At 39.0% G+C, this 25,098-nt stretch carries 23 protein-coding genes, 1 tRNA gene and 1 pseudogene; 4 read left to right on the forward strand and 21 right to left on the reverse strand.

The genetic code is table 11. The features are described from left to right. Positions 1–11 precede the first annotated feature (11 nt). Positions 12–245, forward strand: coding sequence for an HPr family phosphocarrier protein (locus D8Q48_RS08170; protein WP_022076063.1), 234 nt, complete (start codon positions 12–14; stop codon positions 243–245). Between the two features lie 100 nt (positions 246–345). Here the strand turns inward: D8Q48_RS08170 and thiI are convergent, their stop codons facing one another. The 13 genes from thiI to pflB form a co-directional block, all read right to left on the reverse strand. Continuing rightward, a complete protein-coding gene (gene thiI, locus D8Q48_RS08175; protein WP_022076064.1) occupies positions 346–1,527 on the reverse strand; it encodes a tRNA uracil 4-sulfurtransferase ThiI in 1,182 nt (393 codons plus the stop codon). Positions 1,528–1,540: 13 nt separating this feature from the next. Continuing rightward, positions 1,541–2,698, reverse strand: a complete 1,158-nt coding sequence (locus D8Q48_RS08180) for a cysteine desulfurase family protein (protein ID WP_118688872.1) — start codon at positions 2,696–2,698, stop codon at positions 1,541–1,543. 58 nt (positions 2,699–2,756) lie between these two features. Beyond that, positions 2,757–3,509 (reverse strand): 16S rRNA (uracil(1498)-N(3))-methyltransferase, encoded by a 753-nt coding sequence (locus tag D8Q48_RS08185; RefSeq protein WP_121056173.1) that lies wholly within the window; start codon positions 3,507–3,509, stop codon positions 2,757–2,759. Between the two features lie 18 nt (positions 3,510–3,527). Further along, positions 3,528–4,481, reverse strand: coding sequence for a 50S ribosomal protein L11 methyltransferase (prmA, locus tag D8Q48_RS08190; RefSeq protein ID WP_118737397.1), 954 nt, complete (start codon positions 4,479–4,481; stop codon positions 3,528–3,530). Positions 4,482–4,507: 26 nt separating this feature from the next. Further along, positions 4,508–5,122, reverse strand: a complete 615-nt coding sequence (moaC, locus tag D8Q48_RS08195) for a cyclic pyranopterin monophosphate synthase MoaC (RefSeq protein ID WP_117989405.1) — start codon at positions 5,120–5,122, stop codon at positions 4,508–4,510. A gap of 191 nt (positions 5,123–5,313) precedes the next feature. Further along, positions 5,314–7,158, reverse strand: a complete 1,845-nt coding sequence (locus D8Q48_RS08200) for an ABC transporter ATP-binding protein (RefSeq protein WP_118688868.1) — start codon at positions 7,156–7,158, stop codon at positions 5,314–5,316. Then, on the reverse strand, positions 7,158–9,398 hold the full coding sequence (locus D8Q48_RS08205) for an ABC transporter ATP-binding protein (RefSeq protein WP_121056175.1): 2,241 nt from the start codon (positions 9,396–9,398) through the stop codon (positions 7,158–7,160). The genes D8Q48_RS08200 and D8Q48_RS08205 overlap by 1 nt, the downstream gene beginning before the upstream one ends. 26 nt (positions 9,399–9,424) lie before the next feature. Next, complete coding sequence (locus D8Q48_RS08210; RefSeq protein WP_243116255.1) at positions 9,425–9,886, reverse strand: MarR family transcriptional regulator; 462 nt, start codon at positions 9,884–9,886, stop codon at positions 9,425–9,427. Positions 9,887–10,006: 120 nt separating this feature from the next. Next, a complete protein-coding gene (locus D8Q48_RS08215) occupies positions 10,007–10,591 on the reverse strand; it encodes a 5-formyltetrahydrofolate cyclo-ligase (RefSeq protein ID WP_117989408.1) in 585 nt (194 codons plus the stop codon). Between the two features lie 2 nt (positions 10,592–10,593). Continuing rightward, positions 10,594–12,153: a cardiolipin synthase gene (cls, locus tag D8Q48_RS08220; RefSeq protein ID WP_118688866.1), complete on the reverse strand. Its 1,560-nt coding sequence runs from the start codon at positions 12,151–12,153 to the stop codon at positions 10,594–10,596. A gap of 15 nt (positions 12,154–12,168) precedes the next feature. Next, positions 12,169–13,314: a DUF4317 domain-containing protein gene (locus D8Q48_RS08225; protein WP_117989410.1), complete on the reverse strand. Its 1,146-nt coding sequence runs from the start codon at positions 13,312–13,314 to the stop codon at positions 12,169–12,171. 191 nt (positions 13,315–13,505) lie between these two features. Then, positions 13,506–14,246, reverse strand: coding sequence for a pyruvate formate-lyase-activating protein (gene pflA / locus D8Q48_RS08230; protein ID WP_117992151.1), 741 nt, complete (start codon positions 14,244–14,246; stop codon positions 13,506–13,508). Positions 14,247–14,360: 114 nt separating this feature from the next. Then, positions 14,361–16,619 (reverse strand): formate C-acetyltransferase, encoded by a 2,259-nt coding sequence (pflB, locus tag D8Q48_RS08235; protein WP_117992150.1) that lies wholly within the window; start codon positions 16,617–16,619, stop codon positions 14,361–14,363. Positions 16,620–16,911: 292 nt separating this feature from the next. Between pflB and D8Q48_RS08240 the strand changes: the two genes are divergently transcribed. Beyond that, on the forward strand, positions 16,912–17,397 hold the full coding sequence (locus D8Q48_RS08240) for a GNAT family N-acetyltransferase (RefSeq protein WP_121056177.1): 486 nt from the start codon (positions 16,912–16,914) through the stop codon (positions 17,395–17,397). A gap of 85 nt (positions 17,398–17,482) precedes the next feature. On the opposite strand, the gene D8Q48_RS08245 is transcribed toward D8Q48_RS08240, so the two are convergent. From D8Q48_RS08245 to D8Q48_RS08255, 3 genes are read right to left on the reverse strand one after another with little or no spacing between them, the layout of a single operon-like run. Further along, entirely contained in the window at positions 17,483–19,771 is a 2,289-nt protein-coding gene (locus D8Q48_RS08245) for a molybdopterin cofactor-binding domain-containing protein (RefSeq protein ID WP_121056179.1), read from the reverse strand. Further along, complete coding sequence (locus tag D8Q48_RS08250) at positions 19,771–20,235, reverse strand: 2Fe-2S iron-sulfur cluster-binding protein (protein WP_117992147.1); 465 nt, start codon at positions 20,233–20,235, stop codon at positions 19,771–19,773. Before D8Q48_RS08250 ends, D8Q48_RS08245 begins: the two co-directional genes overlap by 1 nt. 3 nt (positions 20,236–20,238) lie before the next feature. After that, on the reverse strand, positions 20,239–21,042 hold the full coding sequence (locus tag D8Q48_RS08255) for an FAD binding domain-containing protein (RefSeq protein ID WP_117992146.1): 804 nt from the start codon (positions 21,040–21,042) through the stop codon (positions 20,239–20,241). A gap of 405 nt (positions 21,043–21,447) precedes the next feature. Here D8Q48_RS08255 and D8Q48_RS08260 point away from each other — a divergent pair. After that, positions 21,448–21,518 (forward strand) — tRNA-Trp (locus D8Q48_RS08260). A gap of 244 nt (positions 21,519–21,762) precedes the next feature. Here D8Q48_RS08260 and D8Q48_RS08265 read toward each other — a convergent pair. Genes D8Q48_RS08265 through D8Q48_RS08285 form a run of 5 tightly spaced genes read right to left on the reverse strand, consistent with a single transcriptional unit; the run spans position 21,763 to position 24,185 of the window. Next, positions 21,763–22,326: a hypothetical protein gene (locus D8Q48_RS08265; RefSeq protein ID WP_172696974.1), complete on the reverse strand. Its 564-nt coding sequence runs from the start codon at positions 22,324–22,326 to the stop codon at positions 21,763–21,765. After that, positions 22,323–22,724 (reverse strand): hypothetical protein, encoded by a 402-nt coding sequence (locus D8Q48_RS08270; RefSeq protein ID WP_121056183.1) that lies wholly within the window; start codon positions 22,722–22,724, stop codon positions 22,323–22,325. Before D8Q48_RS08270 ends, D8Q48_RS08265 begins: the two co-directional genes overlap by 4 nt. Positions 22,725–22,745: 21 nt before the next feature. Next, the gene (locus tag D8Q48_RS08275; RefSeq protein WP_121056185.1) at positions 22,746–23,051 is read right to left on the reverse strand and encodes a ribosomal-processing cysteine protease Prp; all 306 of its coding nucleotides are present in this window, start codon (positions 23,049–23,051) and stop codon (positions 22,746–22,748) included. Between the two features lie 59 nt (positions 23,052–23,110). Continuing rightward, on the reverse strand, positions 23,111–23,290 hold the full coding sequence (locus tag D8Q48_RS08280) for a hypothetical protein (RefSeq protein ID WP_117495160.1): 180 nt from the start codon (positions 23,288–23,290) through the stop codon (positions 23,111–23,113). After that, complete coding sequence (locus D8Q48_RS08285; protein ID WP_172696975.1) at positions 23,271–24,185, reverse strand: phage minor capsid protein; 915 nt, start codon at positions 24,183–24,185, stop codon at positions 23,271–23,273. Before D8Q48_RS08285 ends, D8Q48_RS08280 begins: the two co-directional genes overlap by 20 nt. Before the next feature lie 319 nt (positions 24,186–24,504). Here D8Q48_RS08285 and D8Q48_RS08290 point away from each other — a divergent pair. Then, a pseudogene (locus D8Q48_RS08290) lies at positions 24,505–25,098 on the forward strand (CPBP family intramembrane glutamate endopeptidase); the annotation flags it as partial.

The raw sequence follows: 25,098 nt of genomic DNA on the forward strand, positions 1-25,098 counted from the left end.
GGGATTATAACATGAAAACTGTACAGATTTCTTTAAACTCAATTGACAAAGTAAAGTCTTTCGTAAATGAAATCACAAAATACGATAATGACTTTGATCTTGTATCTGGAAGATATGTAATTGATGCTAAATCTATTATGGGTATCTTCAGCCTGGATCTTTCAAAACCAATCGACCTGAACATTCATGCCGATGGCGAATTGGATGATATCCTTGCTGCTCTTGAGCCATACATCATCAAATAAGTAATCGACTTACATTTGTCAAGTAGTAAGGCTGTCTTTTACGACAGCCTTTTTGTTTTGATTATTTGTTACTGTTCACAGTACCTGTGACCAGCAACGATTATTTTACTTTAATCACTTCTACTGTATCAATTGCTTTCTGTACTAATTCATCAATACCTTCTGCCAGATTCAATTCTGATTTTTCAATCTTCTCCAAAATTGGTTTTGTAACCGGATGTTTTGCCACGAAAATTGTACAGCAATCTTCGAATGGCAGTATTGAAGTCTCATATGTGTTGATTTTTTCTGAAATTTCTACGATATCACGTTTATCAAAGCCAATCAGCGGACGATAAACCGGCAATGTGCAAACCGCATTTGTCACATTCAGACTCTGCATTGTCTGACTTGCAACCTGTCCAATACTCTCTCCTGTGATCATGCCAAGACAACCGTCCTGTTTTGCAAAATGTTCTGCAATCTTCATCATATAACGACGCATAATGATCGTGAGTTCTTCGTGTGGACACTTCTCATAAATATACAACTGAATATCTGTGAAGTTTACAACATTCAATTTGATCGGTCCTGAATATTTTGATACAAGACGTGCAAGATCTACAACCTTTTCTTTTGCACGTTCGCTTGTATACGGTGGTGCATGAAAATATGTTGCTTCCAAAGAAACTCCTCGTTTTGCGATCATATATCCCGCAACCGGGCTGTCGATTCCGCCTGACAGAAGTAACATCGCACTTCCGTTTGTTCCAACCGGCATTCCACCCGGTCCCGGAATAATCTCTGAATAAAGATAAATCTCTTCACGGACTTCTACATTCAACATAATATCCGGATGATGTACATCTACCTTCATCTCAGGAAATGCATCTAAAATCACTTCACCTAACTGACAGTTAATCTGCATAGACTGAAGAGGATAGCTCTTTTTACTTCTTCTCGCCTCTACCTTAAAAGTCTTATTCTTATCCGGATACATCTCATCCATATAAGCAACCACTTCTTTTTTCAGTTCTTCAAAGCCTTTATCCTCCAGACGGACAACCGGACAAATTCCAACAATTCCAAATACTCTTGCAAGACTTTCTACAGTCTCTTCATAATCATACTCTCCATCACAATCCACATATACTCTTCCATAAGATTTGTGAACATAAAATTCTCCATCTACATCTTTCAATGCAAATCGAATCTGACGAACCAATGCGTCCTCAAATATATAACGGTTTTTCCCTTTAATTCCAATCTCACCGTATTTGATCAAAAATGAATGAAATTTCATATCTTTCTCCTTTTTAGTGTCTTGTATATCTCCTTAACATCGGTACACAATTATATAGTGTTTCCAACGTATAGTCAATTTCTTCTTTTGTTGTAAATTCTGACATACTGAAACGCAATGTCGAATCCAGGTACTCCTGTGAAGTTCCAATTCCTCTTAACACTCCACTGATCGCAGGATGATTTGATGCACACGCAGAACCTGAAGACACGTATATACCTTTATCTTCCAAAGTATGCAGCAACACTTCACTTCTAACCCCTGCAATGCCAACGCTTATAATATGAGGTGCACTATTTTCATCAGTCAGACCATGCACCGTTGCGTGTTCTATTTTCGATATTCCTTCTATAAAATGAGCTTTCAGTTCCCTCATCAGTGAAACTTTCATGTTCAGATCTTGATATATCATCTTTGCCGCAAGTCCAAGTCCTGCAATTCCCGGAACATTTTCTGTACCGGAGCGAATATTTTTCTGCTGCTCTCCTCCGAAAATAATAGGCTTAATCTTTACTTTCTCATTTATATACAAAAATCCTATTCCTTTTGGTCCATGGATTTTATGTCCACTTGCTGAAAGCATATCAATCCCAACTCGTTTCGGATAAATATGGTACTTTCCAAATCCCTGCACTGCATCAGAATGGAAGAGAATTCTTGGATTGAAGTTTTTTACAATTTTTACAGCTTCTTCGATCGGTTGTACAGAACCAACCTCATTATTAACATACATGATGGATACCAAAATCGTATCTTGGCACAGTGCCTCTTTTAATGCTTCTAAACGAACACGCCCATTCTCATCTACCGGTAAATAGGTCACCCGAAATCCTTCCTCTTCTTCCAGATAACGCATTGTATTTAAAATAGCAGGATGTTCGATCGAAGATGTGATCAAATGATTCCCCCTGCGCCGATTTGCCCGTGCTGTTCCGATCAAAGCCAGATTATCGCTTTCTGTCCCTCCTGATGTAAAAAAGATTTCCTTTGCATTTACTTTTAATAGCTTTGCCAAAATTTCTTTTGCATCTTTCACATAATGCTCCGCCTCTACGCCTTTACGATGCATCGAAGACGGATTACCATAATCCTGACACATTGCTTTATATACAATATCTCCAACTTCCGGATATGCTCTTGTTGTCGCCGAATTATCTAAATAAACTTCCATGTTACCTTTCCTTCTCTGTCTTGTTCAGATTTTTCACTGTTGCTCTGAACGTTTCTTACTATAAATTATGAATCTCACATTCTAAGTGATACATCAGAATTGATAAAATTGTCAACCCTGCCGTCTCTGTCCTCAATATTCTTTTTCCTAATGAAACCGGTATAATCTCCTGTTCCATTGCCTGTTCAATCTCCGCCTCTTCAAATCCGCCTTCTGGTCCAATAAAAACTCCAATACTTTCTCCCGGCCGAATCTGATCTACAGCTGATTTCATCGTCCCCATTCCTTCTGCTTTCTCGTAAGGGATTAGGCGGACATCTAAGCTTTTCGCAAATTTTAACGCCTCTGCAAATGTCATAACGTCATGAACTTCTGGAATTCTGTTTCTTCCGGACTGTTTTGCTGCTCCTTCTGCGATTGCATTCCAGCGTGCAACCTTCTTGACAGCTTTTTTCTCGTCCAGTTTTACTACTGCACGCTTTGTCACAACCGGAATCACCTCATAAGCACCAAGCTCCACAGCCTTCTGTATAATCAGTTCCATCTTATCAGCTTTTGGCAGTCCCTGAAACAGATAAATTCTGGACGGAAGTTCTACATCATCCCGAATCTTATCACAGATATGTAGTCTTACCGTGTCCTGCTCATATTCGTCCACTTCACATATATATCTGTTTGAACTTCCATCACTGATTTCAACCGATTCTCCTGGTTTAATCCTCAACACATTTTTCATATGGTTCAGATCTGAACCCTCTATCGCAATCGTATCTCCACAGATTTGCGTTGGTTCAACAAAAAAATGATGCATTTTTGTCTCTCCTTTTAATTAGTTCTTTCGCGCTGTTACAGACACCCACTCACCCTGATATGTCACTTCCAGCACTTCCAGTCCTGCTTTTTTCACAGCCTCAACAACAGTCTCTTCTTTATCATCGATGATTCCGCTTGTGATATATATACCACCCTTTTTTAACTGATTTACAATCACCGGCGTAAGAGCGACCAGCACATCTGCAAGAATATTTGCCACAACGATATCATAGCATTCATATCCAACCTTATCCTGTACCGCTTTATCATCAATAATATTTCCGATCATAACTTCATACTGATCCTTTGAAATACCATTCACTTCCATATTTTCATATGTTGCATCGATTGCACAAGGATCAAGGTCTGTCCCTACGGAATGTTTCGCTCCAAATTTAAGTGCCAGCATTCCAAGGATTCCACTTCCGCATCCAACATCAAGAATCTCTGTATCCGACGTCACATGTTTACGGATCTGGCGGATGCATAACTGTGTTGTCTCATGCATTCCTGTTCCAAATGCTGTTCCCGGATCAATGTGGATCACCATCTTATCCTCATCTTCCGGTTTTACATCTTCCCATGACGGAATGATTAAAATATCATCTACATAAAACTGATGGAAATATTGTTTCCAATTATTTACCCAGTCCACATCCTCTGTCTCGGATTCTTCAATAGAACATTCTCCAAGATCCATAAATTCTGACATTTCTTCCAGTTCCTGACGGACATTTTTCAAAATACTTTCTGTATCCGCATCTTCTTCTAAATAAAAGCTTAAATATGCAATTCCGTCATCAGCCTCTGTTTCCGGCAAAATATCCACAAACATCTGCTCCTTATCTGCCGCTGTCAAAGGAATCTTATCTTCAATCTGAACTCCTTCAACCCCCAAATCTGCCAGCATACTGCTCACGATATCTTCTGCCTGTGTAGTTGTCTTTAAGCGAAAACTTTTCCACTTCATGTTCAATCTTCCTTTCTTTTTGCATCTTATAATAAATCCAAATCATCCAGTGTTCCGCGTCCTGTTACCGTCCGTTTTCTATTCGGATTACCCAACTGATAATCCAAATCTTTTAACGGATCATTCTTAGGTGTCTTATTTTCATGCTGTATATATGGTACTTTCTCATTTCGCACTTCGCCACTCTTACCGCCCGTCTTTCTACAAAGATAAATCTCACCGATCTCCATCGATTTATCCAATGCCTTACACATATCATACACGGTCAAAAGTGCAACACTGACCCCTGTCAGTGCTTCCATCTCTACGCCTGTCTTTCCTGTCACTTTCACTGTACAATAGCAGTAGATTGTACAACTTTCTTCATCCATATCAAACGTCACTCTGCAATTCGTGATTGGAAGAATATGACACATCGGAATCAGCTCAGCTGTTCTCTTAGCTCCCATAATCCCGGCTGTTGTCGCCACTCCCAGGACATCTCCTTTTCCAACTGTTCCTGCTGCAATTGCTTCATATACTTTTCTGCTGACCATGATTTTTCCTGCGGCAGTTGCCTCACGAACAGTCTCGCCTTTATCTGTCACATCCACCATCAGTGCCTTGCCATTTTCATCAAAATGCGTTAACCCCGATTCCATACTATGATTTCTCCTTTTGTAAATACATCATTACCTTGCATTATAATATGGAAACACCCTTTTGTGAAACCCTTTTTTCACATTTCTATTTAAAAAACAATTATATCGTTATTCTTTCACCCTATGATAACAATATAACATAGAAGAAAGAGACCCGTCACTTAAGGTCTCTTTCCATCTTTTCATTCGATTTATGATGCTTGTTCTGTTGTATTTTCAAACTGTGAGTTATACAAATCTGCATAGAATCCATTTTTTGCAAGCAGCTCTTCGTGATTTCCCTGTTCTACAATATCTCCATCTTTCATAACCAGGATCACATCTGCGTCACGTATAGTAGAAAGTCTATGTGCGATCACAAAACTTGTTCTTCCCTTCATAAGCGTATCCATCGCTTTTTGGATTTGAATTTCTGTTCTTGTATCTACAGAACTTGTAGCCTCATCCAGGATTAATATTTTAGGATCTGCAAGAATTGCTCTCGCAATTGTAAGAAGCTGTTTCTGTCCCTGTGACACATTACTTGCTTCTTCGTTTAATTCCATATCATATCCACCCGGCAATGTCTGTACAAATCGATGTACTCTTGCCGCCTTTGCAGCTTCAATCACTTCTTCATCTGTTGCATCCAACTTTCCATATTTAATGTTATCTTTTATACTTCCATGGAACAACCATGTATCCTGAAGTACCATTCCAAACATCTGTCTTAATTCACTTCTGTTAAAATCCTTAACATTGTGTCCATCAATCAAAATTGCCCCGCCATTCACATCATAGAAACGCATCAACAGTTTGATCATTGTCGTTTTTCCGGCACCTGTCGGTCCAACAATCGCAATTTTCTGTCCTTCTTTTACATCAACAGAAAAATCATTGATAATAATCTTATCTTCATTGTATCCGAAATGTACATGTTCAAATGTAACATTTCCTTCTAACCCCTCTACTGATACCGGATTTGGAACCGTCTGATCTTCTTCCTCTTCTTCAAGGAATTCAAAGACACGTTCTGACGCTGCTGCTGTGGACTGCAGCATATTTGCAACCTGTGCAAGCTGCTGGATTGGCTGAGTAAAGTTTCTTACATACTGGATAAATGACTGGATATCTCCTACTTCAATCGTCTTCTTAGCGGCTAAAACACCTCCGAGTATAACTACTCCTACATATCCTAAATTTCCCACAAACTGCATGATCGGCATCATCATTCCGGAGAAGAACTGTGATTTCCATGCTGAATCATATAATTTATCATTCGTCTTCTCAAACTCTTCGATCACATCTTTTTCCTTATTAAAGGCTTTCACGATATTATGACCAGAATAAACTTCCTCCACCTGACCATTTACATTTCCCAAATATTCCTGCTGTCCTTTGAAATATTTCTGTGAATGTTTCATTACAAATGAAATCATGCCAAGCGAAACAGGAAGAATTAAGAGTGCGACCAGTGTCATAAGAGGACTGATCGACAACATCATCACAAGTACACCGATGATCGTTGTTGTCGAAGTTATGATCTGTGTTGCACTCTGATTCAAACTCTGTCCCAGAGTGTCCACATCATTCGTAACCCTCGAAAGCACTTCACCATGTGTTCTCGTATCAAAGTAATTCATTGGCATACGATTGATTTTCTGTGAAATTTCTTTTCTCAATCGGTATGTTGTTTTTTGTGAAACTCCCGTCATCAAGAAGCCCTGTACCAACGAGCACAATGCACTTGTTACATACAATGCCAATGCTGTCAGCAAAATAGTTGCAATCTTTTCAAAATCCATTCCGCTTCCGCCGGAAACTTTGCTTACCAGTCCATTAAAAATCTCTGTTGTTGCTTTACCAAGTATTTTCGGTCCGATGATATTAAAGACAGTTCCTCCAATGGCAAAGATTACAACGAACAGCATCTGAATCTTAAATGCACTCATGTATTTAATTAATTTTCCCATGGTACCTTTGAAATCTTTTGCCTTTTCTCCACCCATACGTCCATGACCCATCGGTCCACGTCTTGGTCCTCGATTTTCACTCATTACTGTTCTCCTCCTTTCCCATTCTCTTCTAATCCTGCCTTTAATTCTGCTTCTGATAACTGAGAAGCCGCAATCTGCTGATATACCTCACAATTTTTCAGCAATTCCTGATGAGTACCGACTCCGGCAATCTTTCCATCGTCCAGAACAATAATCTGTTCCGCATGCAAAATTGTACTAATACGCTGTGCTACAATTAACACAGTACTGTCTGATGTTTTTTCCTTCAATGCCTTACGAAGTGCCACATCAGTCTTATAATCCAGTGCTGAAAAACTGTCATCAAAAATAAAGAGTTTTGGATGTTTTGCAATCGCACGTGCAATCGAAAGACGCTGCTTTTGTCCTCCTGATACATTGCCACCGCCCTGTGAAATTGTACTGTCATATTTTTTGGATTTTGTATCGATAAATTCTGTTGCCTGTGCAATCTTGGCTGCCTCTTCCATATCCTGTTCATTTCCGTCCGGATTGCCAAACATAATATTCGAACCAATCGTTCCTGAGAACAAGACCCCTTTCTGTGGAACATATCCCAGTTTACTTCTCAGCTCCTGCTGTGTCATTTCTCGGATATCAATACCATCCAATGTAATAGAACCTTCTGTCACATCATAGAAACGAGGAATCAAATTCACTAATGTAGATTTTCCGCTTCCGGTACTTCCGATAATGGCCGTTGTCTGTCCCGGATGTGCCGTAAAATCAATATCTTCAAGAACATCTTCATCTGCACCAGGATATTTAAAAGATACATGATTGAATTTCAAAACGCCTTCTGTTTTCTTTGGCAAATGTTTCGGTTGCTCTGGATCTTTGATGATCGTCTTGCTTGTCAACACTTCATCTACACGCTCTGCTGCAACAGCTGCTCTAGGTAACATGACAGAAATCATACACAGCATTAAAAATCCCATGATAATCTGCATTGTATATTGGATAAATGCCATCATATCACCGACCTGCATCTGACCTTCATTTATGCCATGCGCTCCCGTCCATACGATCAGTACAGAAATTGCATTCATAACGACCATCATGACCGGCATCATAAATGTCATAGCACGATTTACAAAAAGATTGGTTTTTGTCAAATCTCTATTCGCTTTATCGAATCTTTCTTCTTCATGTTTTTCTGTACTAAATGCACGGATAACTGATAAACCAGTTAAGATTTCACGTGTTACAAGATTCAGTTTATCAACCAATTGCTGCATGATCTTAAATTTTGGCATTGCAACAATAAACAATACAGAAACTACCAGTACGATTAAAATCGCCGCCAATGCAATGATCCATGACATAGATACATTTGTTTGGAATACTTTATAAATGCCGCCGATTGCGATAAGCGGAGCATATAATACAATACGAAGAAGCATAACGATCAACATCTGTATCTGCTGAATATCATTGGTACTTCTTGTGATCAATGAAGCTGTTGAAAACTGATCAAATTCATTATTGGAAAATCCAACAACTTTTCTAAACACTTTGCCACGAAGGTCGCGTCCTGTTGATGCACCCACGCGTGATGCCAGCAGTCCGACCAGAACACTTGCCAACATTCCGAGTAATGCAAGTGCAAGCATCTTTCCTCCTGTTACAAACAAATAGTGGAATTGTATCTGATTCATATCCATACCAAGATCTTCATATGCCGTTTTGATATAGCTGATTCCGGCCTGTTCTATGATTGTATCCGGCATATCATCCATCTGGTCTTTCATCTTATCAGTCATCTGTGAAAGTTGCTCTTCCGGCAGCATTTTCAAAATATCAAATACTGTTGCATCTTTTGGAAGCATCTCGGCCGGAATGTTTGCACGCAACTGCTCTTCAATCTTAGCTGTTGTATCACTTCCTTGTTCAAATCCAGCTGTCATCATCATCGGAACAGATAAAATCTCTTCTAATTCTTCTGTTTTCTCTTCGTTATCCTGAATGTTTTTCTTCAATACATATACTGTTTGATTATAAGTATTCTCATCTTTTTCATATGCATCCAGCACTGTCTGCCTGTCATCTGCCTGTACAAACAACAATACTTTCTCCATCTCTTCTTCTGAAATTGCTTCCGGTATCTTATCATCGACACCTGCCTGCTGAATTCCAACATTTACGATATCTGACGTATAACTTGGCAGAGATAAGTCGCAATATACCTGAACCAAAAGTACAAGCAATATAACAAATGCCATCTTCCAGTACGTTTTCAGATATTTGAATAATTTACCCATAGTACAAATCCTTTCTTCCTTCTGTTTTAATTGTTTTTCTGGTCGGTTGTACGTTCCGTATGCTGTTTTAAATTATCCAGCATTTGGAGTAAAAATCTTCTAAGCAGGATTTTTTCTTCTATGCTAAACCCCGAAACTAACATCTCTTCCATCTTATTAATTACACCCCAAACCTGTTCAAGACAATTCTCTGCCTTTTCTGTCAAATATAATCTCATAATTCGTTGATCCTGTTCGTCAGGCCGGCGCTCGATCAAGCCCTGCTTTTCCATCTTCTTAATTCCCGATGTGATCGTCGGTGGTGTCAGTTTCATCTTTTTAGCTAATTCCCTTTGTGACATACCACTATTTTGATGTAATGAGAAAAACATCGCTGCCTGCCATGGTTTTAATTCATATTGTTTTAACGACTGACTGGCACAGTTCATCTCCATATGCATAATCTGATTCATAATATTGATGATTGACATTTCCTTTTCATCATTCACTTATATCACCCCTCTTTTCTTCATCAGTAATTAGTTAGATGTCTAACGGTTATTTTATGAGCATTGATTATATTTGTCAAGAAAACCTCTTGTATTTTCACAGTTTTTTAATATTTTTCTCTAATTTTCCGTTTGATATCGAACGATTTCTCTCTCGGATACCACAACATCCATCATCAAGTCATGCCCTTCTGTCGGTATCTCCGACAGAAGTATTTTTTCTCTGCACAAGATTACTCTCCACGCATCTGTCTGACTAAGATATCTGTCATAAAATCCCCCACCGTATCCGAGTCTGTCACCTTTTTTATTGCATGTGACACATGGTACAAATGCCAGATCAATCTTCTGCGGTGGTATTTCTTCGCAGTAACCTTTTGGCTCCATAATGCCATAAGCACCTTCTTCCAAGTCATCCAGGCTTGTAATCGCATAAACTTTCATAACACCTTTTGAAATACACTTTGGAACACCAAGCTTCCTGCCTGACTTTAATATTTCCTGTAACATCGGCGTTGTATTAATTTCATCTTTCGTTCCCACATAACAAAAGACTACCTTTGCATTCTCATATTCAGGAAGTGTTAATGCATGTTTGCTAATCTTCTCATCTGCTGACTTACAATACGCTATTGAAAGTTCTGAAATTTTCTTTTTTATTTGTTTCCGTAACTCTTGTTTTTCTCTTTTTAAATCTGTTTTCATTTCTATAATAATCCTGCAAATAATCTCATAAACAATTGGCCCAGACGCAAATAAGCACTATTCCCTGAACTATATTTTTCCGTCACTTCACAGCATTCTTTCATGGTTGCTTCTAAATCTTCTCTAATCAAAGTAACTGCGCTACAATCTGCCATAAAGCATCCATTTTCAAAATGATGATAAAGGCTTCTATAATCCAGATTTATGGTTCCACACGTAGCCATACAATCATCAGCTACACTCATTTTTGCATGGCAAAATCCAGGAGTCCATTCAAAAATACGCACTCCATCTTTTACCAGTCCGTGATAAAATGAACGTGTAACACTATAAATTAATTTCTTATCCGGAATTCCCGGTGTAATTATCCTTACATCAACCCCGCGTTTCGCAGCCAGACACATTGCATGCATCATCTCATCTGTAATAATCAGATACGGCGTCATAAACCAACAATATTTTTCTGCTTTATTTATCATGCTGATGTAAACTTCTTCGCCCACCTGCTCATCATCCATCGGACTGTCCGCATAAGGCTGGATAAATCCACTTTGTTCTGCATGATACTCATATGGTAATAAATATTTTTCAAAATCCGTATCATTTTTATCTTTATCATTGACTGCATTCCACATTTCTAAAAATGTTATCGTCAACGAGCGGACTGCATCTCCCTCTAAACGAATCCCCGTATCCTTCCACTGTCCGTATGGATGTGTAAAATTAAAGTACTCATTTGCAAGATTATAGCCGCCGGTAAATCCAATTTTTCCATCTATAACCGTAATTTTACGATGATCTCGATTATTTAGAAACACATTCAAACCTGGCATAAATGGATTGAATACGCGGCACTGAATCCCTACATTCTCAAGCTTCTTTATAAAATCTGTATTAATGAATCCGATCGACCCCATGTCATCATAAAAAATGCGAACTTCTACTCCTGCTTGTACTCGTTCTTCCAAAACCTTTTGGATCATATACCACGCTTGTGCATCCTCAATCGCATGGTATTCCATAAAAATAAAGCTTTCTGCTTTTGACAATTCTTCAAGCTGGGCTTCCAATCCTTTTACCGCTTCACTGTAATATGTTACATCCGTATTCTGATATACCGGATAATTTGCATTTTTCTTTATATAATAAGCAATATTACCGGCTTTTGGATTTTTCTCCTTTAACCTTCCTAAAGTTTCTTGATTTTCCGGAAGTAATGGCAAAATAATATCATCAATGTCTTTATATCTTATTCTCATTTTACGAGTTCCGCCGTTTAATCCAATCATCAAGTACAGACCAACTCCCATTATCGGAAATATAAGTATCAAAATTATCCATGGCATTTTCATAGAAGAAGTTTTGTTGGATGCATAAAGTCCCAAAACCAAACCGCCTGCCAGAATCCTTGTCAGCAGATTGACAAATTCTGCGTATCTGTTCAATTTGGTGAGCATAACCATTGCAAAAAGAACTTCCAGCAAAATACAAAACCCAGAAAAGCATAATCGCTTTACGCCGTTTTTGGTTTTTGCTCTGCCTTCTAGTGTATCTTGTTTCATTTAACTCATCTCCTTTTAATTATCTGCCTGCGGGCGTTTTATTGTACGGACATTAATCCCATTCAATTCTATATGGTCATCAACAGGGATTACAATGCATTGTCTCCCATCAATTATCCTTGTTTCAATCAAATCAGCTCTGTCTGGGTTTACTTTTATAACTACGTCAGGTGTCTCAATATTGAATTTTCTTGTCTCTGCAATATTTTCTGCGATAAGTATCGATTTTTCGCCCGCTGCAGCCTCAAATGTCTGTTCAAATACCTCCATCTGTTCTGCTGATACGCCACTATTCTCAAAGATTTTCTTCACATCTGTTTTATCTAAGGATACTGGTTCCGGCTCATCTTTATGTTCTTCAATAATTTCATTCAGAGTCTCATGAATATTTCTTACCGTTTCATAATCACCATCTTCGCCGAGCGTATCCTCAATGATCATCTGGAATGTTTCTTTCTGTGAGTCCGCCGACATCGGCATCTTCGCTCCCAGCACCTGATTGATCAACTCCGGCTGAAGGTCCTGCGATTTCTTTGTATAATACAATACCCCATGGATATCTGTACTTCGATCTGTAAATGCAGGGAACAAAAATCCTTTATCCGGCTTATCTACGATCCAGTCACGTATACGATCTTCAATCCTATTATCCTCGGCATTATAACACAATCCGGCTTTTGATAATGACACAGGACAGATACTGCATATAAGATATTCAAATACCTCATCCGATGCATCATACATTTCTAATTCATCTGTTCCTTTTCCCGGAATATCATACATTGCATGGATCAAAATAATATAATAGTTTTCTTCATACTCATAGTTCTCGATTATTTTATCGTAAAACTCTTCCAAAAGCATATCATCTTCTAATTTACTGTTTTTTAATTTCAACAAAAATTCCTGCGTTCCTCCCGGCATCTCCTGTTCCAGAGGAAATTCCATATTCAGCAGATTCTTTCCCAAACTCCCTGATAATGTTTTCTTAAAAATATCAAAATACTTAAATGCTTCTTCTTCCGGCAAAGAAAGAAACGCTTCTTTCGATTCTAAACGTTTTGTTTTTTCATGGTCTACATAACATCCGCAAATACGTGTGATCGCACAGTTTGCAGGTGTAAATTGTTTTCTAATTTCCAGTACTTCTTTTTTGTTCATTTCTCTTTCCTCACTTATGGTTATTATCGTTACATTATTATACAACGGAAAGTAATGTTTGTGAAAGTGCCATTTGGGGACGGAGTTTAGTGTGCCATTTGGGGACGGAGTTTACTGGCTTTTTTGCTAGCCAAAAAGCCAGTAAACTCCGTCCCCAAATGGCACACTAAACTCCGTCCCCAAATGGCACACTAAACTCCTGTGTGAAGCAGTTGATTTGCATTCTCAACTCTTTCTACCGATGGTGGATCAATTCCTTTTAATTTGTACTCATAACCAAGTTCATCCCATTTATACGCACCTAAAGTATGATACGGAAGAACTTCTACTTTCTGAACATTATCCAGCGATTGAATAAATTCATCCAGTTTGATCAAATATTCATCATAATCACTTCTTTCCGGTACAAGGACATGACGAATCCAAACAGGTTTTTTGATGTCTGATAAGTAACGGGCCAGATCTAAAATGTTTTTATTTGTACATCCTGTTAAAATCTTATGCTGCTCATCATCAATATGTTTGATATCAAGCATCACCAGATCTGTATACTTCATTAATTCATTAAATTTGCTGAAAAATGGTTCTTCTCTTGTAAATGGATTTCCGCTTGTATCAAGTGTTGTGTGGATTCCATTTGCTTTTGCCTTACGGAATAATTCTGTCAGAAAATCAATCTGCAATAATGGTTCTCCACCACTTACTGTAATCCCGCCATCATTTTTCCAGTAAGAACGATATTTCATCGCTTTTTCTAACAGTTCATCTGTTGTGTAAAGAGTTCCTTTCTTCATATCCCATGTATCTGGATTATGACAAAACTGACATCTCATTGCACATCCTGTCAGGAAAATAATATACCGCACCCCCGGTCCATCTACTGATCCAAAGCTTTCCAGCGAATGGACATAACCTTTTAATGCTTCTGCCATTTTATTTTCTCCTTATTATTGATAATACCTCTTCGAACATTTGTTACAAAAAGGGGCAGTCCCTTTCGAAACTGCCCCTCTTTATTATAAACTTTTTACGAAGTTTAATTCTTATTACATTGATTTGTGGCAAGTTCTGGAAATAACGTCCATCTGCTGCTCACGAGTCAAGTCGATGAATTTAACAGCGTATCCAGATACACGAATTGTAAAGTTAGCGTATTCTGGTTTCTCTGGATGCTCCATAGCATCGATCAGTTTCTCTGTACCGAATACGTTTACGTTCAAGTGGTGTGCTCCCTGATCGAAGTATCCATCAAGAACGTTTACAAGGTTATTTGTACGCTCTTCATCTGTATGTCCAAGTGCACTTGGGCTGATTGTCTGAGTATTTGAAATACCATCTAATGCATCTTCGTATGGAAGTTTTGCAACAGAGTTCAGTGAAGCCAAGAGGCCATTCTGCTCTGCACCGTAAGATGGGTTAGCACCTGGTGAAAGTGGCTCGCCTGCTTTTCTTCCGTCTGGAAGAGATCCTGTAGCCTTACCATATACAACGTTTGATGTAATTGTAAGGATAGATGTTGTAGGCTCTGAATTTCTGTATGTGTGGCATTTTTTCAGTTTGTGCATAAATGTCTTAAGAAGCCATACTGCGATTTCATCAGCACGATCATCATCGTTACCATATCTTGGGAAGTCTCCCTCTGTCTCGAAGTCAACTACGATTCCGTCTTCATCACGAATTGTTTTAACTTTTGCATATTTGATAGCGCTCAAAGAGTCTACTACGTGAGAGAATCCAGCGATACCTGTTGCAAATGTACGTCTTACATCTGTATCGATAAGAGCCATCTCTGCTGCTTCATAGTAATATTTATCATGCATGTAGTGAATCATGTTCAATGTATCTACATACAGTTTTGACAGCCATTCCATCATAGCGTCATATCTTTCCATTACTTCATCAATATCAAGATATTCTGAAGTGATTGGTCTGTAAGCTGGTCCAACCTGCTGTCTTGTCTTCACATCAACACCACCATTGATTGCGTATAACAGACACTTAGCAAGGTTTGCACGTGCTCCGAAGAACTGAATTTCCTTACCTGTCTGAGTAGCAGATACACAGCAGCAAATGCTGTAGTCATCGCCCCATACCGGACGCATAACATCATCGTTCTCATACTGGATTGAGCTTGTTGTTACAGAAATAAATGATGCATATTTCTTGAATGTCTCTGGCAGTCTTGAAGAATAAAGTACTGTCAAGTTAGGCTCTGGTGAAGGTCCCATGTTCTCTAATGTATGTAAGAAACGGTAGTCGTTCTTTGTTACCATAGAACGTCCGTCCTGTCCAAGTCCAGCAACCTCAAGTGTAGCCCATACTGGGTCTCCTGAGAAAAGTTCTGTGTATGATGGAACACGAGCGAACTTAACCATTCTGAATTTCATAACCATGTGGTCAATCAATTCCTGAGCTTCTGATTCTGTCAGAGTTCCGTTTTCAAGATCTCTTTCAATATAAATGTCAAGGAATGTAGAAATACGTCCAACACTCATTGCAGCACCATTCTGTGTCTTGATTGCTGCAAGGTATCCGAAGTACAGCCACTGCGCAGCTTCTCTTGCATCTTTAGCTGGTGCAGAAATGTCATATCCATATGCAGCAGCCATCTCTTTCATTTCTTTCAGAGATTTAATCTGATCTGCAATCTCTTCACGAAGACGGAAATCTGTTCCTTTCATTCCATGTCTCTCGCCTCTTACGAAGTCAGACTGTTTTTCTTCGATAAGGTAATCAATACCATATAAAGCCACACGACGGTAATCACCAACGATACGTCCACGTCCGTATGTATCCGGAAGTCCTGTAATGATTTTGTTGTGACGAGCTTTTTTCATCTCTGGTGTGTAGATGTCAAATACTCCCTGGTTGTGAGTTTTGTGATATTTTGTAAAGATCTCATGCAGCTTTGCACTTGGCTCATAACCATGTGTTGTACAAGCCTGCTCTGCCATCTTAATTCCACCATAAGGCATAAATGCTCTTTTCAGAGGTTTGTCTGTCTGAAGACCAACAACTTTCTCCAATTCTTTCATGCTATCGTCGATATAAGCTGCACCATAAGCAGTAAGTCCTGAAACAACTTCTGTTTCCATATCAAGAACTCCACCTTTTGCACGCTCTTCTGCCTGAAGTTCCTGTAATCTTCCCCATAACTTATCTGTTGCTTCTGTAGGTCCAACTAAGAAAGACTCATCTCCATCATATGGTTTGTAGTTGTTCTGAATGAAATCACGAACATCTACTCCGTCTTTCCAAAGTTTACCTTTGAATCCTGTCCACTGTTCAAACTGTGCCTGTGACATTGTATACTTCCTCCTTGCTATTTTATAGCTATTACTTTTTTCAACAGTCGCAGTATAACATCACGTTAAAAAAAAGACAACCGCAAATTCCTTATTTCTTCTTATGTTCCTTATTTAGTACAATTATTGCATTTTTTGGCATACAATCCGCTATATAATGTTATTTTTTCCTAATTTTTTGTTTGATTTTATCATGTTTTCTAATAAATATTCAGTGTTGTTTTTATTGCATCTTCCACAATTTCATTTTAAAATATTTATAAATTTTTTTGTGAAATGAGAGGACAAACCTATGAACATACGCAAATCAACCATGGATGATTTAGATATTCTGTTACACCTTTATGAAAATGCACGTACATTCATGAACAGTCACGGCAATCCAACGCAATGGGGCACAACTTATCCGGAAAAAGAACGCATTATTTCAGATATTGAATCCGGTCACAGTTATGTCTGTGAAGATCACACCAAAATCATTGCGACATTTTTCTACCACAAAGCAGATGATCCTGACTATAACGAGATTTATGAAGGCGACTGGTTAAATTCTATGCCTTATGGCGTTGTGCATCGTATTACTTCAGATGGGACCGTTCATGGAACTGCTTCTTTTTGTCTTGAATGGGCATTAAAGCAATGCGGCAATCTCAAAATCGATACACACCGCGATAATTCTGTCATGCAACATTTACTTAAGAAAAATGATTTCTCCTACTGTGGTCTGATTCATCTACAAGATGGCACAGAACGTCTGGCTTACCAAAAGGTTCTCTAAATTCCCTGGGTTATACAACAAAAGATACAACCGTTGTTTTATTTTTCAACAACAGTTGTATCTTTTTTATACTAAAAATGTTTTCTTATTTCTGTTTTTCCTGCTCTTGGATTCCCCAGAAAATCTTTTCTGCCGTAATTGGCAATTCACGGATTCGAACTCCCACTGCATGATCTACCGCATTTGCAATTGCAGGAGATGGTGTATTGATTACAATCTCACCGATAGATTTGGCACCAAATGGACCTGTCGGTTCATAGCTGCTCTCAAATTCCACTCGAATTGTTCCAACATCCAGTCGTGATGGAATCTTATACTGCATAAAGGAATTGCTATAGTTCTTTCCTTTCGCACTATATACAATATCTTCATACATCGCCATACCGATTCCCTGTGCAATTCCGCCTTCCGTCTGGACTCTGGCAAGATTTGGATTAACAACAGTTCCACAGTCTACAACTGCTGCATAATCAATCAATTCGATTGCTCCTGTTTCTTTATCAATCTCTACTTCTGCCATTCCAACCATAAACGGCGGTGGTGATACCGGTGATGTAAATGCTTCGCTTGCGCTAAGTGCATCATCATTAAAGCACATTACTTTGTTTCCAATGTCTTTTCTGGAAATAGATTCTCCCGTTTTCAGATTCAAGACTTTTTCGCCGTCAAATTCTACATCTTCTACCGGACAGCCGAGATATTTTGCACCTTTCTCACTGATTTTCTTGCGCAAAGTCTCACAAGTTTTCATCACTGCCATACCTGTCACATAAGTTGTACTAGATGCGTAAGAACCACAATCATATGGTGAAATATCTGTGTCAACTCCATGTACAACAATCTCATCCATACTACAGTCCAGACAATCTGCTGCCATCTGTGAAAGAATTGTATCACATCCTGTTCCCATATCTGTAGCACCAATCATCAATGTATAGAATCCGTCGTCATTCACTTTAATTGTAACTGAAGCAGTATCACAGCTGGAAATACCGGAACCCTGCATCGACATTGCAACACCAAGTCCTCTGACTTTACCATTGCCCATATCTTTACGCATACCCTTTTCATCCCAGCCGATCATCTCTTTTGCACGAGCCAGACAACGGTCAAGAGCACAACTGTTTGCTGTCTCGCCATAATATGCCGGCATAACCTGTCCTTCTCTGACAAGATTCATCTCACGCAATTTCACCGCATCCATATCCAACTGTTTTGCCAATTCATCCACAGCTGATTCCAATGCAAATATACCCTGAGTTGCACCATATCCTCGATATGCTCCCGCAGACATATAGTTTGTGTATACAACATCATATGTAAAGCGGAAAGCCTCTGCCTTTCCATACAAAGGAATTGACTTATGTCCTGAAAGTCCAACTGTTGTCGGACCATGCTCACCATAAGCTCCCGTATTTGACAATGTATACATATCAATTGCTTTGATTATTCCGTCTTCATCAGCTCCGACTCTTACATGGATTTCCATCTCATGTCGAGGTGAAGATGCAATCAAAGATTCTTCTCTTGTAAAAATCATCTTTGATGGTTTTCCGGTCATCCATGTTACAAATGCCGGATACACCTCTCCTACCGCTGTCTGTTTTGCTCCAAATCCGCCTCCGATTCGAGGTTTGATAATGCGCACCTTAGATTTTGGGATATCCAATGCGTTCGCCAAAATACGACGTACATGGAAAGGTACCTGCGTAGATCCTACTACATTCAAACGTCCATATGCATCCATATAACAATATGTGCGGAATGTCTCCATCATCGCCTGCTGATTTGCTTTTGTGTGATAAGTCTGGTCAACAACATATTTACAAGAAGCCAGAACTGCATCCACATCTCCGTCAGAGCACTCATCATGCGCACAAAGATTTCTCTTATTATCTGCTCCAACCGGTGCCAGACTTCTCCAGCTGTCTTCCGGATGTACTAAAATTTCATTATCTTTTGCTGTTCTGAAATCCAATACCGGCTCCAACACCTCATACTGTACTTTCACAAGCTTCATCGCTTTTAAAACAGCTTCCTCTGTGTTCCCTGCAACAATTGCTACCGGATCTCCGACAAAACGAACTCTCTGATCCAGAATCAATCTGTCATACGGACTTGGCTCCGGATAAGTCTGTCCTGCCAATGTAAAACGTTTATCCGGGCAGTCTTCATAAGTGAATACCGCTTCAATTCCCGGCACTAACATTGCTTTTGATTTATCTATACTCTTAATTAATGCATGTGCATAAGGGCTTCGAACAACCTTTACGATCAAACAATCTGATGGAGCCAGGTCATTTACATAAACGCCTTTTCCAGTTACCAATGCCTTAGCATCCACCTTTGGCACTGCCTGATTTACATATTTCATTATGCCTGCTCCTCCTTCTTACTCTGCATATATTTCTGAATAGCACGAAGCTGCCCCATATAACCAGTACATCTGCACAGATTTCCCGCAAGATACTGTTTAATCTCATCAACAGACGGATCTTCTAACTCCCTGAACATTGCAAGAACATTCATAACAAAGCCCGGAGAACAGAAACCACACTGCTCTGCTCCTTCTGCTGCAAGAAAACGTCCAAACTCTTGTGCTTCCTTCTGAACACCTTCCAGTGTTGTTACCTCATGTCCGTCAATTCCCGCTGCCAGAATTGAACATGACAGACGAGATTTTCCATCTACCCATACAGTACACAATCCACAGTTTGTTGTCTCACAACCACATTTTACGCTGACACATCCAAGCTGTCTTAATACATTTAACAAAACACTGTCCCCTGATACCTCTGTCTGAACAGGTTTGCCATTTAGTCGAAATTTAATTTCCATTATTTATTGTTCCTCCGCTAAAATTGCCCGAATCGAGCGTCGAATCAATACCTCTGCCAAATGTCTTCGGTATTCGGCACTGCCTCTCATATTCGATCCATATGTAAACATATCTGCTGCTTTTTTCGCATATGCATCAATCTCTTCTTCTGTAGCATCATCTCTAATATCCCAGTCCAGCTCCAAAAGTGCTGCTTTTCCAGGTCTTGCCCCTACAGATATCCACCACAGTTTTTCTCCTTTAAACACACCTGTTACAATACCGCATGTCAATACCGGGAAATCTGTTTTTGTCTGGCGGATTGATTCATAATGAATCTTTCTTTTACTCTTACGAACAATTACAGATATCAAAAGATCTTTGTCCATCTTACGATTCACAAACTCTGACAAACGAACAGTTCCCCCATTATATAATTCTACAAAAGTATCCATTGCCAGCAAAACAGTTAGTACGTCTGAAAATCCATATCGTCCAAAAATACTACCGCCTACTGTTGCCTGATTACGGAACTGAACCCCTACAATCGGGCTCAACGCTTTTGCTATATTTCCCTTTGAATATTCATTTAATCCCTGATGAGTTTCTAACTGACGCAATGTACACATTGCTCCAATCTTAAATACATGATCCGTCTCTTCAATTTTATCCAACTCCAGTTCAGACAGATCAATTACTGTTTTTACTCTCGCATTTCCAAGGCGCATCCACATCATACCGCCCATAACACGACTGTTACGTGCCTGATTCAACTCGTAAGCCTCATCCAGAGTTTTTGCTTTTACATAATTTTGTATCGTAAGCAAACCATTATCTCCTTTCGTCTCCTACAACAAAATAAGGTGCAAATGCATTCTGTCATTCACACCTTTAAGTACTCTTTATTCTATCATGTTTTATTTTATTTGTCAAAATATGACATCATAGATTTTTTACTTCTTTTATAATTTATTCTAATTTATATTCATTAATTCTATTTATATATTCTCATTATTCTTCATTAATTCTTTATTTACTAGAGAATCGCTTATCATCTTTCTTGCAGCTCTGTCGTATGCCAGTTGATACAGCATTTCCCAGGAATTAAATCTGTGTAAAATCCTTATTTTTAACTCTGTTTTAAAATTAAAAAAATTTTCTAATTTTCTTGTTGACAAACCACATCTTACTTGCTATACTAAGCAAGTGCTCAAGTGAGCCAAACAGAATATAGGGGATTGGTCAAATGGTATGATAGGGGTCTCCAAAACCTTTGGTGGGAGTTCGATTCTCTCATCCCCTGCTTTTTCCAGTAATCGTGATGATTACTGGATTTTTTGTTTTATCCAGCAACCATGCGGGTTTTGAGGGTTCTTGCATATTAGAATCTATTTAATGAAATAAGAATAAAAATACTTATTTTAGAACGCTATGCAACACGCCATGCAACACGAAATTTAATAAGATGATACAATATTCTCCCCGGTATTTCTACCGGGGATTTCTATATTACACAATCTTCAGCTGAGATTATAATCAGTTCATGTTTATTTAATCCAAATTTTAATCGCCTGCATTGCTTTTACTAGTCCGTAGCTTCCCGCGTTTCCTTGTACGGTTTTTCCCCACCCATCATTCGCATAGTGAGCTTGTATATAGATTTTCTTTTTATCTAATCCTTCTGAGATTATATGTATTGCTTCTAATCTCTTTCCTTTTCCGACTGTTCCAATGATTGTGTTGTGATCAATATATCCGTAATCCACGTCTCCAATATCTTGAATATGAGCAATAACTTTTAGCTTTACATTTTTTAATTTTCTTGTGTCGATTCTTATTGCTTCTAGACGTTTATTTTTTCCGGTTGTTCCTGCAACCTGTCCATCGTGCACTGCATCAAGCCATCCATAATCTTCTACATGTGCCTGATAGTACAATCCGACATTATTCTTTGCTGTTCCGGCAATTTGTGCTGGCTTATTTTCCGCTTTTTTCGGCACTGCTCTTCCTGCAATTCCGCTTGCTATCATTTCAGCAATTCCATTTGCACCGATTTTCTTGTATAACTCAGTATCATGTGTGTTATCACAGAACATTGTTTCAATAATCATTGCGGGCATGCTTGAAGCACACAGATCATGAAGACCTCATCTGCCTTTGCAGCCTTATCACGGAGCTCCTGTGTTTCAGTATCATCATCTTCTTTCTCGCTACTCTCTCCGGTCTTGACCTTACCGTTCGGTTTCTTTCCAGCCTTTTTCTGCTGTTCTCTCTGCCATTTTCTTTTTTCTCTGGCAAGACGTTTCTTGACGGCATCATCTACATCCTTCTGGGAAAATTTCTTTTCATTCTCTTCTGGCTCATCATCGTCACTGTCGTCATCATCGTCTCCTGGATCATCGTTATCATCATCTCCGCCTTCTTCTCCCGAATCATCGTCTCCTCCGTCTCCGGCAAAAATCTGCAGGTTCATTGTCCAGTATCTTTCTTTCATGTTCATGTTCTTCATAATTATCCTCCATTTCTCCGCTTAACGCCCGTCGGCAGCCGTAGCTTGTACGTATTCAGTACCATAAGTTCTCTGTATGTCACTTACGGCAATAAAAAAAGAATCTACCAGAAAGCACCCCTTTTCTGATAAATCCTTATATTCTATATCAATATGCCCGTCAGCAATGTGGTAAGAGATCTCGTCATCTGTAAGCGCTTTGAGCGAATGTACAAGTCCCTGTGTTAATGCTGATACAGCTGCACAAATGATATCATTTCCGATTTTTGCACATCCTGCATGGCCATCTACCGTCAGACCAGTTCTGGTAATATTTATTGCAATCAATAGCATCACCTCCTAAAAATGCGTATAAAAATACCACCAACCATTTCTGATCAGTGGCGTTAATCTTCCCTATGATTCGGACATTTTAAACAGATTTCCTTATAACCAGTGACTTTTCGCACCGCTTCCGGAATTGTCCAATCAGGTGCCAGTCCTTCAACATTCATATGGATATCAAAGCATATCCCATCTTCAATTTCAGTCCCCAATAGCGGACATTTAATCTTTTTTGATGCCATATTTTTCTGCCACCTCCCTGATTTTTAGTGTTTGTTCATCGAATTGTTCTTTCTTAAATGCTGTTCGAATATTATTATTTTCTGTATCAACGTATACGGCTCCATTAGGTCCGTAATAGTTTACAAATCTTCCATTCCAGCGAGTAAGAGAAATATCCGCTTCTTTTATAAATCTTTCTGCCTCTTCTCTGGAAACACTATGTTCTCTTTCTGCATTTATATGTCCAGCATCAAACGAGAACTCCGAAACATCTATCTTATCCGGATTAATTCTTGGAACACCTCTTATTTTTGCTTCTGTTAGTTCTTCTTTTATTTTATCATTTCTTATCTTTAAAGCAACTTCTTTTTGTACTTTCTTATTCTTCGCCACAGCTTCTGCAGATAACCTTTTATCAAACCCTACAATCTGTTCCCTGTCAGTCCTGCGGTGTAATCCGGGAGTATCTTTCACGTAATACTTTAGCTTATTCTCTGTCTGCTTGAGCTTTACAGAAGCTTCCTCGAACCCCTCCTGATCTCCTGCCGCGTCCAGCATCATACATTCCCGTTTCTGCTTTCGCACTTCCCTCTCAAGAGCTCTCTGCACCTGTGTCTGCTTATACAGCTTATCATTAGCATCCATATCTTCTGTAGGAAAATGTCTCTGCACATTTACTCCCGGAACAAATGGCCATTTATGGTGTCTGCAATTTATTCCAAGAATCCCATCCGGTTCACCATAACTGGATGAATTCCAGGGATAATATTGAATCTTCTTTCCGTACAGATCTTCCGTGTAGCCGCTCCCATTATTCAGGTCAAATATCTTGCCTTCCTTGTCTGGCTTCTCCCTTTCTCCCAGGTACGCACTGCTGCTTTCCAGTCTTTCATCTTGTTTTTCCCTACCATCCAATTTTTCGATTCATAAAAATCAACAAACAGTTGTGGATCTACGTGATTATTACGCTTAATGCAATATGCTCTCACTGTTTCTACAGCTGGCGGTTCAAACCGCCCTATATTATTTCTTTCCTTCTTTCCTTCTTTCTTTTCTTCTATTGTTGTCGCTACCTTGTCGTTACTCTGTCGATACTCTGTCGTTACCTTGTCGGATTATGCTTTGCAGTAAATCAATATTTTAAGTTTTCTCCAATTTGGGGAATAACCTGTGCCTAAGTGTCTAAAGTATGATATCATGTGAGTAACAAATTAGATGTTACAAGGAGGAAATTATGAAATTTATGCAAACAGAGAAAAAACAGCTATTGATCTATGTGATTATAGCATACGGAATCACATATGTAATGGGACTTCTGATGTGGTATGGCTATGGAAAAGGTCTTGATCTCAGCGCTTTTCCAAATGCGCAGATGCTGTATCCAGCGGCAGGTGTGATGATGGCTTATTTAATTACCAAAAAAGGAGATAAAAATCTTCCAACGGCTTTTTACATATTCTTTGTAGCTCTCACGGCGGTGCTGGTTGTCTGCACGGCGGCTTCTGTTCTGGCTCCCCAAAATAGAGATCTGATGAGCATGCCATATTCTCAGTGGGCACCGATCATGGAGTACGTTATAATAGGTGGCAGCGTTATTTTCTGGATTCTTCTTCTGCAATCCGGTAAAGAAAAGCGCAGATCCTATGGACTGAACAGCGAACATTGGAATATATCTATTCGTATGATCCTGTTGTTTATTGGATTATATCTTCTCAGATTTGTGATTGCCTGTGCTCTGAGCGGCCAGCTTTCTGAATTTGGCAAAATAATGGCAAATCCTACTACCTGGATCATATTTTTTACTGTTTTGGTAAACTTTTTCCTGTCA

The organism is Ruminococcus sp. B05 (assembly GCF_003628495.1).
Lineage (GTDB): Bacteria > Bacillota > Clostridia > Lachnospirales > Lachnospiraceae > Schaedlerella > Schaedlerella hominis.

What these genes read in the sequence shown, in the direction of transcription:
- D8Q48_RS08170 (WP_022076063.1), top strand. Translation starts at nt 12, where the DNA reads ATGAAAACTGTACAGATTTCTTTAAACTCAATTGACAAAGTAAAGTCT.
- thiI (WP_022076064.1), bottom strand. Translation starts at nt 1,527, where the DNA reads ATGAAATTTCATTCATTTTTGATCAAATACGGTGAGATTGGAATTAAA.
- D8Q48_RS08180 (WP_118688872.1), bottom strand. Translation starts at nt 2,698, where the DNA reads ATGGAAGTTTATTTAGATAATTCGGCGACAACAAGAGCATATCCGGAA.
- D8Q48_RS08185 (WP_121056173.1), bottom strand. Translation starts at nt 3,509, where the DNA reads ATGCATCATTTTTTTGTTGAACCAACGCAAATCTGTGGAGATACGATT.
- prmA (WP_118737397.1), bottom strand. Translation starts at nt 4,481, where the DNA reads ATGAAGTGGAAAAGTTTTCGCTTAAAGACAACTACACAGGCAGAAGAT.
- moaC (WP_117989405.1), bottom strand. Translation starts at nt 5,122, where the DNA reads ATGGAATCGGGGTTAACGCATTTTGATGAAAATGGCAAGGCACTGATG.
- D8Q48_RS08200 (WP_118688868.1), bottom strand. Translation starts at nt 7,158, where the DNA reads ATGAGTGAAAATCGAGGACCAAGACGTGGACCGATGGGTCATGGACGT.
- D8Q48_RS08205 (WP_121056175.1), bottom strand. Translation starts at nt 9,398, where the DNA reads ATGGGTAAATTATTCAAATATCTGAAAACGTACTGGAAGATGGCATTT.
- D8Q48_RS08215 (WP_117989408.1), bottom strand. Translation starts at nt 10,591, where the DNA reads ATGAAAACAGATTTAAAAAGAGAAAAACAAGAGTTACGGAAACAAATA.
- cls (WP_118688866.1), bottom strand. Translation starts at nt 12,153, where the DNA reads ATGAAACAAGATACACTAGAAGGCAGAGCAAAAACCAAAAACGGCGTA.
- D8Q48_RS08225 (WP_117989410.1), bottom strand. Translation starts at nt 13,314, where the DNA reads ATGAACAAAAAAGAAGTACTGGAAATTAGAAAACAATTTACACCTGCA.
- pflA (WP_117992151.1), bottom strand. Translation starts at nt 14,246, where the DNA reads ATGGCAGAAGCATTAAAAGGTTATGTCCATTCGCTGGAAAGCTTTGGA.
- pflB (WP_117992150.1), bottom strand. Translation starts at nt 16,619, where the DNA reads ATGTCACAGGCACAGTTTGAACAGTGGACAGGATTCAAAGGTAAACTT.
- D8Q48_RS08240 (WP_121056177.1), top strand. Translation starts at nt 16,912, where the DNA reads ATGAACATACGCAAATCAACCATGGATGATTTAGATATTCTGTTACAC.
- D8Q48_RS08245 (WP_121056179.1), bottom strand. Translation starts at nt 19,771, where the DNA reads ATGAAATATGTAAATCAGGCAGTGCCAAAGGTGGATGCTAAGGCATTG.
- D8Q48_RS08250 (WP_117992147.1), bottom strand. Translation starts at nt 20,235, where the DNA reads ATGGAAATTAAATTTCGACTAAATGGCAAACCTGTTCAGACAGAGGTA.
- D8Q48_RS08265 (WP_172696974.1), bottom strand. Translation starts at nt 22,326, where the DNA reads ATGATTATTGAAACAATGTTCTGTGATAACACACATGATACTGAGTTA.
- D8Q48_RS08270 (WP_121056183.1), bottom strand. Translation starts at nt 22,724, where the DNA reads ATGAAGAACATGAACATGAAAGAAAGATACTGGACAATGAACCTGCAG.
- D8Q48_RS08280 (WP_117495160.1), bottom strand. Translation starts at nt 23,290, where the DNA reads ATGGCATCAAAAAAGATTAAATGTCCGCTATTGGGGACTGAAATTGAA.